The sequence below is a fragment of the Pseudomonas sp. GD04091 genome, from assembly GCF_029836165.1.
Classification (GTDB): Bacteria; Pseudomonadota; Gammaproteobacteria; order Pseudomonadales; family Pseudomonadaceae; genus Aquipseudomonas.
The window spans coordinates 64,781-78,834 of sequence record NZ_JAOEBG010000010.1; the positions used below are offsets into that span (position 1 = coordinate 64,781).

Sequence of the window (14,054 nt, forward strand, 5' to 3'; positions counted from 1 at the left end):
CTCGTTTACCTCAGTTTCAGGGTGGCAAGGCCAATCAGCACCAGAATCACGGTGATGATCCAGAAGCGGACGATCACCCGTGGCTCGGGCCAACCCTTGAGTTCAAAGTGGTGGTGGATCGGCGCCATGCGGAACACGCGCTTGCCGGTGAGCTTGAACGACGCCACCTGGATGACCACCGACAGGGTCTCCATCACGAACACACCGCCCATGATGAACAGGACGATTTCCTGGCGAACGATCACCGCGATGGTGCCCAGTGCGGCGCCCAGCGCCAGCGCGCCGACATCGCCCATGAACACCTGTGCCGGATAGGTGTTGAACCACAGGAAGCCCAGGCCGGCACCGATCAGCGCACCGCAGAACACGATCAGCTCGCCCGCGCCCGGCACGTACGGAATCAGCAGGTATTCGGCGAATTTCACGTTGCCCGACAGGTAGCAGAAGATGCCCAGGGCGCCGCCGACCATCACGGTCGGCATGATCGCCAGGCCGTCGAGGCCGTCGGTCAGGTTGACCGCGTTGCTCGAGCCGACGATGACGAAGTAGGTGAGCACGATGAACCCGGCCCCCAGCGGAATGGCCAGGTCCTTGAGCATCGGGATGATCAGCGTGGTCTCGACGCTGGTCGGCGCGGTCTTGTACAGGAAGATCGCCGCGGCCAGGCCGAACACCGACTGCCAGAAATACTTCCAGCGGCTCGGCAGGCCACGGGAGTTCTTCTCGATCACCTTGCGATAGTCGTCGACCCAGCCGATGGCGCCGAACGCCAGGGTGACGATCAGCACCACCCACACGTAGCGGTTGGTCAGGTCGGCCCACAGCAGGGTGCTGATGGCGATGGCGGAAAGGATCAGCGCGCCGCCCATGGTCGGCGTGCCGGATTTGGACAGGTGCGATTGCGGGCCGTCGTTGCGCACGGCCTGACCGATCTGGCGGATCTGCAGGGTACGGATCATCCACGGGCCCAACCAAAGGGCCAGGGACAACGCGGTCAGCACACCGAGGATCCCGCGCAGGGACAGGTACTGGAAGACCGCGAAGCCCTTGTGGAACTGTTGCAGATACTCAGCCAACAGCAGCAGCATTAATGTTTCTCCCCGCTGGCACCGCACAATGCGGCCACGACGTTTTCCATCGCAGCGCTGCGCGAGCCCTTGATCAAGATAGTGGTATCGCTGGCTGTCTCGGCACGAACAGCATCGATCAGCTCAGCTTGAGTAGCGAAATGGCGGCCATTGGCACCGAACGCCTTGACCGCATGGGCCATGTTGGTACCTACCGCGTACAGGGCGTCGACCTTGCCGCGGGCGTAATCACCCACCTGGCGGTGGCCATCCTCGGCCCATTGCCCCAGTTCGCCGATATCCCCGAGCACCAGGACGGTGCGTCCGGAAAAGCCGGCGAGTATATCAATGGCGGCGCACATCGAGGTGGGATTTGCGTTGTAGCTGTCGTCGATCACCCGTACGCCGTTCGGCGCAATCTGGGCCACGGTGCGGCCCTTGACCGGTTGCACGGCGCCCAGGCCGGCGGCGATGCCATTCAGGCTCAGACCAACGGCGTGGGCGGCGGCGGCGGCGGCCAGGGCGTTGCTGACGTTATGGGTACCGAGCAGGTTCAGCTGCACCGGGACGCTGCCGTCCGGCCCACGCAGGGTGAACGACGGACAGCCCCGGGCATCACGACCGATGTCGCTGGCGTAGAAGTCTGCCTGCGGATTATCCAGGGCGAAGCTGAAAATACGGTGATCGCCCGCACGCTTGCGCCAGATGTCGAATGCCTTGTCGGCCAGGTTGAGGACGGCCACACCGCCCTCGCCCAGACCTTCGAGGATCTCGCCCTTGGCTTCGACGATCTTCTCCGGGCCACCGAACTCGCCCACATGGGCGGTGCCGGCGTTGTTGATGATGACCACCTGTGGCTGGGTGAGGCCAACGGTATAGCGGATCTCGCCGATGCGCGAGGCGCCCAGCTCGATCACCGCGGCACTGTGCTCGGGCGCGATTTCCAGCAGGGTCAGCGGCGCGCCGAGGTCATTGTTCAGGTTGCCACGGGTGGCGTGCACCGCTCCTCGAGTACGCAGGATGGCGGCCAGCATCTCCTTGACCGTCGTCTTGCCGCTGGAGCCTGTAATGGCGACGACCGGCTTGTCGAAATAGGCGCGGTTGAGGGCGCCGAGCTGACCAAGGGCTACGCGGCAGTCAGCCACCACCAGCTGCGGCAGGTCGACATCGGCGACTTCGCGCTCGACCAGGGCCGCGACAGCGCCCTTGGCCTGGACATCGGCCAGATAGTTATGGCCATCGAAACGCGGGCCGGTCAGGGCGACGAACAACTGGCCAGGTGCGACCGTGCGGCTGTCGATGCTGACGCCGGTGAAGCTTGCGTCGGCGCCGACCTGGCGCGCGTTCAGCACGTGGGTCAGCTGGCTGAGTGTCATGGGCTTAAACATGTGGCGCCTCCCAGGCTGCAAGTGCCTTGTCGGCTTCCACCAGATCGGAGAACTCATGGCGTTCGCCATTGATCTCCTGATAATCCTCATGCCCCTTGCCGGCCAGGACGATCACATCGTCGGCGCCGGCGCCGGCGATCAGGCGGGCGATGGCCTCGCCGCGTCCGGCAACGAACTCGACGGCTGCCGGCTTGGCGAAGCCAGGGCGGATATCGTCGAAGATGCGCAGCGGGTCCTCGGTGCGGGGATTGTCGTCGGTGACCAGTACACGGTCGGCCAGGCGCTCGGCCACTTCGGCCATCAGCGGGCGCTTGCCGGCATCACGGTCGCCGCCGCAACCGAACAGGCACAGCAGCTTGCCATGGGCATGGGGGCGCAGGGCTTCGAGGACCTTTTCCAGGGCGTCCGGGGTGTGGGCGTAGTCGACCACCACCAACGGCTTGTCGCCGCCACCCAGGCGTTGCATGCGGCCGACCGGCCCCTGCAGCTGCGAGGTGACCTTGAGAATCTCGTCCAACGGGTAATCCAGTGCCAGCAGGGTGGCCACCGCCGCCAGCATGTTGCTCAGGTTGAAACGGCCCAGCAGACGACTGCGCAGCACATGCTCGCCCTGCGGGGTGACGATCACGGCGCGTACGCCATCGTCATTGAACGTGGCCTGCTTGCAGAACAGCGTCGCCGCCGAGTCCTGCAGGCTGTAGCTGATCAGGCGCGACTGGGCAGGGGACGCGGCCAGACGGCGACCGAAATCGTCGTCCAGGTTGACCACCCGGGCGCGCAGGCTCGGCCAGGCGAACAGCTTGGCCTTGGCGGCCTCATAGGCCTCCATGCTGCCGTGGTAGTCCAGGTGGTCGCGGGACAGGTTGGTCATCACCGCGATATCGAAGTCCAGGGCGGCGACCCGGCCTTGCTCGAGCGCGTGGGAGGAGACTTCCATGGCCACGGCCTTGGCCCCGCCCTTCTTCAGGTCGTTCAAGGTCGACTGCACGGCGATCGGGTCCGGCGTGGTCAGGCGCCCGCTCTGCAGTTCACCGTAGAAGCCGGTGCCCAGCGTGCCGATCAGGCCGCAGCGCTTGCCCAGGGTGTCGAGGGCCTGGGCCAGCAGTTGCGTCACGCTGGTCTTGCCGTTGGTGCCAGTCACGCCGACCAGTTCGAGTTGACGGCTAGGCTCGCCATAGAAGCGCCCGGCAATCTGCGACAGCTGGCCGATCAGGCCCTTGACCGGAATCAGCGGCACGTCGGTGAGCGGCAGCACGCTGGCGCCCTGCTCTTCGTAGGCCACAGCGGCGGCGCCACGGGCCAGGGCGTCGGCGATATGCGCACGGCCATCGACCTTGGCGCCCGGCACGGCCAGGAACAGATCGCCCGGGCGTACGGCACGACTGTCCAGCGTCAACTCGCGGATCAGCGGATCGCGGCTGGCATGGGCGAACAGCTTGCTCAATGGCATCGTCATCAACCTCGCCCTCCCTTGGCGGGTACTGCGCTGGCTTGCTGCGTCGAAGGCGCAGGCAGGTTGTCCGGCGGCACATTCATCAGGCGCAGGGTGCCTGACATCACTTTGCTGAATACGGGGGCCGAGACCAGGCCACCGAAGTAACCGCCCTTGCTGGGCTCGTCGATGACCACGACGATGGCGTAGCGCGGATCGCTCATCGGGCCGAAGCCGGCGAACAGCGAGCGGTAGGCGTTCTCGGTGTAGCCCTTGGAACCGACGGTGGCTTTACGCGCCGTACCGGACTTGCCACCCACGTGATAGAACGGCACCTGGGCACGGAACACGCCGCGCGGCGCCTCGATCACCTGCTGCAGCATGCCCTGCACGGTCTCGGCGGTTTCCTTCGGAATGGCCTGCACGGCTTCCGGCGCCTTGTCGACCTTGAGGATGGACAGCGGCACCATCTTGCCGTCGTTGGCAATCGCGGCGTAGGCATGCACCAGCTGCAGGGCGGTGACGGAGACGCCATAGCCGTACGACAGCGTCGCCGTCTCGGCCTTGCGCCACTCGCGATGATTGGGCAGGTTGCCAACGCGCTCGCCCGGGAAGCCAAGGCCGGTGTACTGCCCCAGACCGACCTGGGACATCACGCGGTAGATGGCCTCGCCGCCGATATCGAAGGCGATCTTGCTCATGCCGACGTTGGAGGAGTTGATCAGGATGCCGGTCAGGTCGAGGATCGGGCCCTCGCTGCGGGAAACGTCCTTGATGGTATAGCGACCGATCTGCAGGGTGCCCGGATACACCTCGACCTTGTCGGTGGGCTTCCAGCGGCCGCTCTGCAGCGCGGCACTCATCGAGATCGGCTTGACCGTGGAGCCAGGCTCGAACACGTCGATGATCGCCCGGTTGCGCATGGCTGCGGGGAACATGCTGCGGCGGTTGTTCGGGTTGTAGGTCGGCTGGTTGACCATGGCCAGGACCTCGCCGGTCTTGACGTCCATGATCACCAGGCTGCCGGCCTTGGCTTCCTGCTCGGCGATGGCGTTGCGCAGTTCGCGGGTGGCCAGGTACTGCAGGCGCAGGTCTATCGACAACGCCAAGGTCTTACCGGCCTTGGCGTTCTTGGTTACCTGGATGTCCTTGATCAGCCGGCCGCGCCGGTCCTTGATCACCTGGCGCTTGCCGGGCACCCCGGCGAGCCATTCGTCGTAGGCGAGCTCGACGCCTTCACGACCATGGTCGTCCAGGTCGGTGAATCCGACCATGTGCGCAGTGACATCGCCGGCGGGATAGAAACGGCGGAACTCTTCCAGGCCATATACGCCAGGCACTTTCAGGTCGAGCACATGCTGCCCCTGCTCCGGGGTCAGGCCGCGGACCAGGTAGATGAATTCCTTGCTGGCCTGCTGGGTGAGACGCTCGGTCAGTTGCTGGGCGTTCTGTCCCAGTGCAGCCGCCAATTGTGGCCAGCGCTCCTTCGACGCCTGCATTTCCTTGGGGTTGGCCCACAGGGTGGTGACCGGGGTGCTGACGGCCAATGGCTCGCCGTTGCGGTCGGTGATCAGGCCGCGGTGCGCGGGGATGGGAATGTGACGCAGGCTGCGGGCATCGCCCTGGCCCTTGAGGAAGTCACGGTCGACCACCTGCAGGTCGATGATGCGCCAGCAGATGGCACCGACCATCAGCGCCAGCAAGCCGATCACCACCCTGAACCGCCAGGGGTAGAGTGCGCCCTCGAGCTTCATCATGGCGCCACCATCCGCACTTCGTCAGCGGCCGGCACACGCATCTTGAGCTGCTCGGAAGCCAGGCTCTCGATACGGCTGGAGGCGGTCCAGGTGCTTTGTTCGAGGATCAGCCGACCCCACTCGGCCTGCGCCTTGTCGCGCTCGCTCAACTCGCCGTACAGGGTGTTGAGCAGTTGGCGGTTCCAGTGGGCGCTGTAGGACACGGCGATCGCCGAAATCAGCACACCCACGAACAGCAGAAGCATCAGGAAGCTTCCGCCTGGCAAAGGTTTGGCGAACAGCCGGCTCACCGCAACTTCTCCGCCACCCGCATCACGGCGCTGCGCGCCCGCGGGTTGGCCTTGAGCTCGGCTTCGGAGGCGAACTGCGCCTTGCCGATGAGCTTGATCTTCGGCTCGAAGACCTTGTGCTGCACCGGCAGGTTGCGTGGCAGATTATCCTGCTCGCCCTTGGCCAGCTTGCGCATGAACAGCTTGACGATGCGATCTTCGAGGGAGTGGAAGCTGATCACCGCCAGGCGACCGCCAACCTCCAGGGCATCGATCGCAGCCTCGAGGCCGGCCTCCAGATCGCCCAGTTCGTTGTTGACATGGATGCGCAGCCCCTGGAACGCGCGGGTGGCCGGGTTCTTGCCTTTTTCCCAGGCCGGGTTGGCGACCTTGAGCACTTCGGCGAGGTCACCGGTACGGGTGAAGGGCTGCTGCTCGCGACGCTGCACCACGGCACGGGCCATGCGCTTGGCGAAGCGCTCTTCGCCGTATTCCTTGAAGACACGGGCGATTTCTTCTTCCGGCGCAGTGGCGATGAACTCGGCGGCACTGATGCCCTGCCCTGGGTTCATGCGCATGTCCAGCGGGCCGTCGTTCAGGAAGCTGAAGCCACGTTCCGGGTCGTCCAGCTGCGGCGAGGACACCCCCAGATCGAGCAGGATGCCGCTGACCTGGCCGTCAAGGCCGCGCTCGGCGACTTCCGCGCCCAGTTCGGCAAAGCTGCGCTGCACAATGACAAAGCGGCCGTCTTCGGCCGCCAGCGCTTGCCCCGTGGCAATCGCCTGTGGATCTTTGTCGAACCCCAGCAACCGCCCCTGCGGCCCGAGCTTGCTGAGGATGAGGCGACTATGGCCGCCGCGCCCGAAGGTGCCGTCCAGATAGCAACCGTCGGCGCGCAGGGCCAATGCCTCGACAGCTTCGTCGAGCAGGACGGTGATGTGGTTGAAGCCGCTATCTATGGTCACAGGATCAGGTCACGCAAGTCATCGGGCATGGCGCCCGGTTGTTGAATAGCTGCAAGGTCGGCTGCCGAAACCGCGTTCCAGGCATCCTCATCCCACAGCTGGAATTTGTTCAGCTGCCCCACCAGCATCGCCTTCTTGTCGAGCTTGGCGTATTCACGCAGGCGGGGTGGCACCAGGAAACGCCCACTGCCATCGAGCTCCAGGTCAACCGCATTACCGATCAGCAGACGCTGCAGGCGACGGTTTTCCTCACGCAACGATGGCAAGGCACGCAACTTGGCTTCTATCTGTTCCCACTCATCGAGGGGATAAACACACAAGCAGGGATCAACGGCGTCGATGGTCACGATCAACTGGCCATTGCAACGCGAATCGAGCTCGTCACGGTACCGGCTCGGCATGGCGAGACGGCCCTTTGCATCGAGGCTGACGGCGTTGGCTCCGCGAAACACGGCTGCGATTCCCCACAATGTTAGCGTTTTTGTGCCAGAAAACCCACTTCATCCCACTTTCTGCCACTTGCGCACACTATAGGAATCCGCCCGCCACACCGTCAAGGCACGTTCATAAGGAAATCCCTTACAGGACGGAGATTTAGCGCAACAAAGGAAGATGGAAGGATTAACGGAGAGAAAAAATGACGGGAAAAATCAAATACACTCAAGCGGATAGAGTGCGGAGTTAAAGTAATTTATTAAGAGTAAGAATTTTTCGGTATTACCAGGACGCATCTGCTATCGAATCAAGCAGGGAGGGAAGAGGTGGAGAGTCGATCTGTAAGCCGGGTTTTGTCGAGGACAGTCATTCCTCTACGACGGCCATCACTGGACGCCTCTAGCAACCTACCCGGTTCCGACGCGGGCCACGCCATATGGAACCCTATTTGGTCTTGCTCCGAGTGGGGTTTACCTAGCCACGGACTGTTGCCAGCCGTGCGGTGCGCTCTTACCGCACCTTTTCACCCTTACCGGCACCGAAGTGCTTAGGCGGTTGTTTTCTGTGGCACTTTCCGTAGGCTCGCGCCTCCCAGGCGTTACCTGGCACTCTGCCCTATGGAGCCCGGACTTTCCTCCCCCGCCTCTTGCGGAACAAAAGACGGCAGCGACTGTCCGATCGACTCTCCGCCGCCAAGGTTACCGGTAGCGGCGCTCGAGAACAAGCGAGACGACAACTAATATCACTACGCCATTAGTTGGATTTCTGTTTTTCCAGCGCCAGCTGATAGAGCAGATTCTTGCGCACACCCGTGATCTCGGCAGCCAGCGCCGCGGCTTTTTTCAGCGGCAGCTCGGCCAGCAGCAAGTCGAGTACCCGCTGCGCTTCGGCGCTGATGGCCTGCTCACCTTCCGGCGCACTCCAGCCGGCCACCAGCACCACGCACTCACCGCGCTGCTGGTTGCTGTCGCCTTGCACGAACCCGCGCAGCTCTGCCAACGGCAAGCCCTTGAGGGTCTCGAACGTCTTGGTGATCTCACGCGCCAGAACTGCCGGACGCTCACCACCGAACACCGCCTCCATATCTTCCAGGCACTCCAGGATGCGGTGCGGCGCCTCGTAGAAGATCAACGTACGCGGCTCTTCCTTGACTTGCTCCAGGCGCGCCCGCCGCCCTGCGGCCTTGGCCGGCAGAAAGCCTTCGAAGATGAAACGGTCCGACGGCAGGCCCGCCGCCGACAAGGCGGCAATCAACGCGCAAGCGCCCGGCACGGGCACCACCTGCACGCCTGCGGCACGCGCCTGACGCACCAGGTGATAACCCGGATCGGAGATCAAGGGCGTGCCGGCGTCGGACACCAGCGCCACGTCGTCCCCCGCCAGCAGCCGGGTGATGAAGCGCCCACCTTCGTCGCGCTCGTTATGCTCATGGCAGGCCGCCAGCGGCGTGTCGATGCCAAAGTGCTGCAGCAGGCGCACCGAATGCCGAGTATCCTCCGCGGCGATCAGGCTCGCGTCGGCGAGCACCTTGAGCGCCCGAGCACTCATGTCGTCGAGGTTGCCGATGGGCGTGGCGACGACATAAAGCTTGCCCAACGTGGATTTCGAAACCCCTGCAACATCAGTCACTGCGCGCACCTGCTTTCCGGATCAAAGGCCGCCATTGTAGCCCGAGCACCTGCAACAGGGCGCAAAGAACTTCCACGGTGCCCTCCACTCGGCCATCTATAGTGAAGGTTCGTTGTCGGCAAGATCGCACCACGCGCGGCGCTTGGGTACAATTGCCGGCCAACTTGATCGAGTAACAGGACCTTTACATGATCGCTTGCCTGCGGCTGTTCACAGCCTTCTGCCTCGCTGCCCTGCTGGCGGCCTGCGCCAGCTCGCCCTCATCCAGCCTGGGCGAACTGCCACGCACCCCGGATGCCAGCATCGAGCAACTGCTGGAGAAAGCAGCGTCCAGCAAGTCCGCGGAAGATGCCGCACTGCTGCGCCTGAGCGCCGCGGACCTGGCATTCAAACAGAAGGACTTCCCGCGCTCGGCCCGCATTCTCGAACAAGTCCCACTGGACTCGCTCAAGCCCGCCCAGCAAGTGTTCGCCTCCACGCTGGCCGCCGAGCTGGCCATGAGCCGCAACCAGCCCAAGGCCGCACTGACCGCCCTTGCCCATCCGAGCCTGCAACGCGTCGGCGAGCTACCGGAAGAACAGCAGGCGCGCACCTACAGCGTGCACGCCGCAGCCCTTGAAGCCGACGGCCAGACCCTGGCCGCCGCTGAGCAGCGCGTGCTGCTTGCCCCGCTGCTCAGCGGCCAGGCCGGCGCCGCCAACAACGACGCCATCTGGGCGCTGGTCGCCTCGCTGCCTGCCGAGCAACTCCAGCAACCCGCCAGCAACGAAACCCTGGCCGGCTGGACCAGCCTGGCCCTCACGGTCAAGAGCGCCGGTACCCTGGAGCAGCAACAGTCCGCCATCGATACCTGGCGCAACCAGCATCCGGACCATCCGGCCGCCAAGCAGCTGCCCCAGGCCCTGGTGAAGCTCAAGGAGCTGGCCAGCCAGCCGCTGACCAAGATTGCCCTGCTGCTGCCCCAGGAGGGGCCGCTGGCCGGCGTTGCCCGCGCCCTGCGCGATGGCTTCATGGCCGCGCACTTCCAGGCACAGCAAGGTGGCCAACCAGCCCCGGCCATACAGGTCTTCGACAGTTCGCGCATCACCTCGCTCGATGACTTCTACCGCCAGGCCCAGGCAGCAGGCGTGCAACTGGTGGTCGGCCCGCTGGAGAAACCACTGGTCAAGAAGCTTGCCGCCTATCCACAACTGCCCATCACCACCCTGGCGCTGAACTACGCGGAGGCAGGTCAGAAGGCTCCGGCGCAACTGTTCCAGTTCGGCCTGGCCGCCGAGGACGAAGCCCGCGAAGTGGCGCGCCGCGCCCGCGCCGACGGCATGGTCCGTGCCGTGGCCCTGGTGCCGAGCGGCGAATGGGGCGACCGCGTGCTGGCCGCCTTCCGCCAGGACTGGGAAGGCAACGGTGGCACCCTGATCACCGCCCAGCGCATCGCCCAGCCCGTCGCCCTCGCCCAGCAGATCGCCGACCTGTTCCAGCTGCGCCAGAGCGAAGGCCGGGCCAAGAGCCTGCAGAGCACCGTCGGCGGCAACATCGCCGCGCAGCCTTCGCGTCGCCAGGACATCGACTTCATCTTCCTCGCCTCGACCCCACAGCAGGCGCAGCAGATCAAGCCGACCCTGAACTTCCAGTACGCCGGCGACGTGCCGGTCTACGCCACCTCCAACCTGTACAGCGCCAGCGGTGACGTGAACCAGTACAACGACATGAACGGCATTCGCTTCTGCGAAACGCCGTGGCTGCTCGACAGCACCAACAGCCTGCGCCAGCAGGTCGTGCAGCAGTGGCCACAGGCCGCCGGCAGCCTCGGCCGCCTGTATGCCATGGGGGTTGACGCCTACAGCCTGGCGCCGCGCCTGGGGCAACTCAAGGCGCTCCCGGACAACCGCGTGGAAGGCCTGTCCGGCAGCCTGAGCATGAACGCCAACCAGCGCGTGGAGCGTCAACTGCCATGGGCCGAGTTCGCCGGCGGCCAGGTCAAGCGCCTGCCGGATACCCCGCGCTGATGCCCGACGCATCGCCCAGCCGCGCCGGCCAGGCAGCAGAAGACCATGCCCTTGAATACCTCGAAGGGCATGGCCTGCAGCTGTTGACGCGCAACTGGCGATGCAAGGGCGGCGAGCTTGATCTGGTCATGCTCGATGCCGATACAGTAGTATTCGTCGAAGTCCGCTATCGGTTGCACGCGGGCTTCGGTGGCGCGCTTGGCAGTATCGACGAGCGCAAGCAGAAGCGACTGACGCTTGCCGCCAACCTTTTCCTGCAGAGCGAATCCCGCTGGGCCACCCAACCCTGCCGCTTCGACGTAGTCGCCCTGCAGGGCCAGGGGCACGCGGGGCAACCGCTTCAATGGCTGAAAAACGCCTTCGAATGCTGAACCCTATCCGAATTTCTAGCTCTATGTTTCGCGGGCTGGTCCCTGTCGCGCGTCGCGCCAGCCACCGCCCTACTTAAGGTCACCCAGATGGACATGCAATCCCGAATCCGCCGGCTGTTCCAGGCCAGCATCGATACCAAGCAGCAGGCAATGGACATCCTGGCCCCCTATATCGAGCAGGCCAGCCTGGTCATGGTCAACGCCCTGCTCAACGACGGCAAGATGCTGGCGTGCGGCAATGGCGGCTCGGCCGGCGATGCCCAACACTTCTCCTCGGAACTGCTCAACCGCTTCGAGCGCGAACGCCCGAGCCTGCCGGCCATCGCGCTGACCACCGACAGCTCGACGCTCACCTCCATCGCCAACGACTACAGCTACAACGAAGTCTTCTCCAAGCAGATTCGCGCCCTGGGCCAGCCCGGCGACGTGCTGCTGGCGATCTCCACCAGCGGCAACTCGGCCAACGTGATTCAAGCGATCCAGGCCGCGCATGACCGCGAAATGATTGTCGTCGCCCTGACCGGACGCGACGGCGGCGGCATGGCATCCCTGCTGCTGCCCGAAGACGTGGAAATCCGCGTCCCCGCCACGGTCACGGCACGCATCCAGGAAGTCCACCTGCTGGCGATCCACTGCCTGTGCGACCTGATCGACAGCCAACTGTTCGGGAGTGAAGAATGATCTCCAAGCGTCTCGGCCTGATGGCCCTTACCCTGTGCCTGGGTGTTTCCGGCTGCAGCTCGGTGCTGACCTCAGCGCGCAATTCGCCGATCGAGGATGACCGCGGCACGCGGACCATCGGCAGCAAGATCGACGACTCGCTGATCGAAACCAAGGTTTCGGTCAACATCGCCAAGGCCAACCCCGATCTCGACAAGAACTCACACGTCGTCGTCAGCAGCTACAACGGCGTGGTGCTGCTCGCCGGCCAAACGCCGCGCGCCGATCTCAAGTCCCTCGCCGAGCAGACCGCCGGCCAGGTGCAACGGGTCAAGAAGGTGCATAACGAGCTGCAGGTCATGCAGCCGTCGTCCATCCTCGCGCGCAACAACGACGCCTGGCTGACCACCAAGATCAAGACCCAGATGCTGGCCGACGCCAGCGTCCCCGGCTCGCGGATCAAGGTGATCACCGAAAACGGTATTGTCTACATGCTCGGCCTGGTGACTCAGCAAGAGGCCAATGCCGCCACCAATGTGGTGCAGGGCGTGTCGGGCGTGCAGAAGATCGTCAAGCTGTTCGAATACATCGACTGAACAACCTCGACGGGTACCCCGGTGCCCGTTCTCCACCCCTGATCCAGGAAGTACCCCATGAAGAAGCTCCTGCTGCCTGCCCTGCTGTTCGGCGCCCTTGCCACCCTGGCCGGCTGCTCCACCCCGAGCGTGATCATTCTCAACGATGGCCGCGAACTGCAGACCACCGACACGCCGCACTACGACCGCGACTCCGGCTTCTACGAGTTCAAGCAACTGGACGGCAAGCCGACCCGCATCAACAAGGACCAGGTGCAAAGCATCAAGGACCTGTGATCCAACTGCGGTAACGAAAAAGGCGATCCATGCGGATCGCCTTTTTCGTTACTTGACCACCTTGAGGCTGGGCCGACCGCTGGGGCGCGGCGGCTGGCCACCACCCTCGGGCGGACCCTCGTCATCCGGTTCGAGGCTGTCGTCCTCGAGTTCATCCTCGAGCGGCGGCTCGAGCTCGAAGACCATGCCCTGGCCATTCTCCCGAGCGTAAATACCCAGGATGGCGCCGACCGGCACGTACAACGAGTGCGCGACACCACCAAAGCGGCCCTCGAAGCTCACCGCCTCGTTGTCCATGTGCAGATTGCGCACGGCGCTGGGCGAGATATTGAGAACGATCTGGCCATCACTGGCGAAACCTTGAGGCACCTGGACCGCCGGATACTCGGCATTGACCAGCATGTGGGGGGTGCAATCGTTGTCGACGATCCACTCGTACAGCGCGCGAACCAGATAGGGGCGACTGGAGTTCATCAACGGCTCCTTTTAAACCTTGCGCATTTCACGTTCAGTAGCGGACAGGCTCGCCTGGAAGGGCTCGCGGGCGAACTGTCGCTCCATGTATTCCAGCAGCGGCTTGGCCTGCCGCGGCAATTCGATACCCATCACCGGCAATCGCCAGAGGATAGGCAGTAGACAGCAATCGACCAGGCTTTGCTCCTCACTCATGAAGCAAGGCATTTCGCCGAACAACGGCGCCACTCCAGTCAGGCTCTCACGCAACTCCTTGCGTGCCTGGGCCCGCGCCGCATCGCTGTTGCGCGCATCGAGCACGGTGTCAGCCAGGCTGCACCAGTCGCGCTGGATACGGTGTATCAGCAGGCGGCTGTTGCCACGCGCCACCGGGTACACCGGCATCAGCGCGGGATGCGGGTAACGCTCCTCGAGGTACTCCATGACCACGGTCGATTCGTACAGCGCCAGGTCGCGGTCCACCAAGGTCGGCAGGCTGCCGTAAGGGTTCACTTCAACCAGCTTGGGCGGCAGGCGATCAGCGACAACATCGATGATCTGCACGGCGACGCCTTTCTCGGCGAGCACCAGGCGAACCCGATGGGAGTAATGATCAGCGGGGTCGGAATAGCAGGCTAACCTGTTGGTCGCGCCCATGTAGCGCCTCCTCGCACGGGATGCTTGTAAAACTGTAAATGAAAACGCGCCCGGGGTGACCCAGCATTATTGCTGGGTCACCCCGGGCGCGTT

The 14,054-nt window shown here is 64.2% G+C and carries 15 protein-coding genes and 1 other RNA gene; 5 read left to right on the forward strand and 11 right to left on the reverse strand.

Features of this window, described 5'->3' with window-relative positions; genetic code table 11:
• Positions 1-5: 5 nt before the first annotated feature.
• The 9 genes from mraY to rsmI all read right to left on the reverse strand — a co-directional run bounded on the left by mraY (position 6) and on the right by rsmI (position 8,942).
• Complete coding sequence (mraY, locus tag N7422_RS14340; protein WP_279807142.1) at positions 6-1,088, reverse strand: phospho-N-acetylmuramoyl-pentapeptide-transferase; 1,083 nt, start codon at positions 1,086-1,088, stop codon at positions 6-8.
• Positions 1,088-2,455: a UDP-N-acetylmuramoyl-tripeptide--D-alanyl-D-alanine ligase gene (murF, locus tag N7422_RS14345; RefSeq protein ID WP_279807143.1), complete on the reverse strand. Its 1,368-nt coding sequence runs from the start codon at positions 2,453-2,455 to the stop codon at positions 1,088-1,090. Before murF ends, mraY begins: the two co-directional genes overlap by 1 nt.
• Entirely contained in the window at positions 2,448-3,911 is a 1,464-nt protein-coding gene (locus N7422_RS14350; RefSeq protein WP_279807144.1) for a UDP-N-acetylmuramoyl-L-alanyl-D-glutamate--2,6-diaminopimelate ligase, read from the reverse strand. Before N7422_RS14350 ends, murF begins: the two co-directional genes overlap by 8 nt.
• Positions 3,911-5,641: a penicillin-binding protein 2 gene (locus tag N7422_RS14355; RefSeq protein WP_279807242.1), complete on the reverse strand. Its 1,731-nt coding sequence runs from the start codon at positions 5,639-5,641 to the stop codon at positions 3,911-3,913. Before N7422_RS14355 ends, N7422_RS14350 begins: the two co-directional genes overlap by 1 nt.
• Positions 5,641-5,934, reverse strand: a complete 294-nt coding sequence (gene ftsL, locus N7422_RS14360; RefSeq protein WP_279807145.1) for a cell division protein FtsL — start codon at positions 5,932-5,934, stop codon at positions 5,641-5,643. Before ftsL ends, N7422_RS14355 begins: the two co-directional genes overlap by 1 nt.
• Positions 5,931-6,872 carry a 16S rRNA (cytosine(1402)-N(4))-methyltransferase RsmH gene (gene rsmH / locus N7422_RS14365; RefSeq protein WP_279807243.1) on the reverse strand — a complete coding sequence of 314 codons (942 nt, stop codon included), beginning with the start codon at positions 6,870-6,872 and terminating at the stop codon, positions 5,931-5,933. Before rsmH ends, ftsL begins: the two co-directional genes overlap by 4 nt.
• A gap of 2 nt (positions 6,873-6,874) precedes the next feature.
• On the reverse strand, positions 6,875-7,330 hold the full coding sequence (gene mraZ, locus N7422_RS14370; protein ID WP_011535546.1) for a division/cell wall cluster transcriptional repressor MraZ: 456 nt from the start codon (positions 7,328-7,330) through the stop codon (positions 6,875-6,877).
• Positions 7,331-7,639: 309 nt separating this feature from the next.
• Positions 7,640-7,999, reverse strand: an RNA gene (gene rnpB / locus N7422_RS14375) — RNase P RNA component class A.
• Between the two features lie 67 nt (positions 8,000-8,066).
• Positions 8,067-8,942 (reverse strand): 16S rRNA (cytidine(1402)-2'-O)-methyltransferase, encoded by an 876-nt coding sequence (gene rsmI / locus N7422_RS14380; protein ID WP_279807146.1) that lies wholly within the window; start codon positions 8,940-8,942, stop codon positions 8,067-8,069.
• 188 nt (positions 8,943-9,130) lie between these two features.
• On the opposite strand from rsmI, the gene N7422_RS14385 reads away from it, so the two are divergent.
• The 5 genes from N7422_RS14385 (at position 9,131) to N7422_RS14405 (ending at position 12,851) form a co-directional block, all read left to right on the forward strand.
• Entirely contained in the window at positions 9,131-10,948 is a 1,818-nt protein-coding gene (locus N7422_RS14385) for a penicillin-binding protein activator (RefSeq protein WP_279807147.1), read from the forward strand.
• Entirely contained in the window at positions 10,948-11,319 is a 372-nt protein-coding gene (locus N7422_RS14390) for a YraN family protein (RefSeq protein ID WP_279807148.1), read from the forward strand. Before N7422_RS14385 ends, N7422_RS14390 begins: the two co-directional genes overlap by 1 nt.
• 87 nt (positions 11,320-11,406) lie before the next feature.
• Positions 11,407-12,000, forward strand: coding sequence for a phosphoheptose isomerase (locus tag N7422_RS14395; RefSeq protein WP_279807149.1), 594 nt, complete (start codon positions 11,407-11,409; stop codon positions 11,998-12,000).
• On the forward strand, positions 11,997-12,575 hold the full coding sequence (locus N7422_RS14400) for a BON domain-containing protein (RefSeq protein ID WP_279807150.1): 579 nt from the start codon (positions 11,997-11,999) through the stop codon (positions 12,573-12,575). The genes N7422_RS14395 and N7422_RS14400 overlap by 4 nt, the downstream gene beginning before the upstream one ends.
• Before the next feature lie 57 nt (positions 12,576-12,632).
• Complete coding sequence (locus tag N7422_RS14405; RefSeq protein WP_279807151.1) at positions 12,633-12,851, forward strand: YgdI/YgdR family lipoprotein; 219 nt, start codon at positions 12,633-12,635, stop codon at positions 12,849-12,851.
• A gap of 48 nt (positions 12,852-12,899) precedes the next feature.
• Here the strand turns inward: N7422_RS14405 and N7422_RS14410 are convergent, their stop codons facing one another.
• Together N7422_RS14410 and N7422_RS14415 are read right to left on the reverse strand one after the other, a co-directional pair.
• Positions 12,900-13,325 carry a ClpXP protease specificity-enhancing factor gene (locus N7422_RS14410; RefSeq protein ID WP_279807152.1) on the reverse strand — a complete coding sequence of 142 codons (426 nt, stop codon included), beginning with the start codon at positions 13,323-13,325 and terminating at the stop codon, positions 12,900-12,902.
• A gap of 12 nt (positions 13,326-13,337) precedes the next feature.
• Positions 13,338-13,961 carry a glutathione S-transferase N-terminal domain-containing protein gene (locus N7422_RS14415; RefSeq protein WP_279807153.1) on the reverse strand — a complete coding sequence of 208 codons (624 nt, stop codon included), beginning with the start codon at positions 13,959-13,961 and terminating at the stop codon, positions 13,338-13,340.
• Between the last annotated feature and the right edge of the window lie 93 nt (positions 13,962-14,054).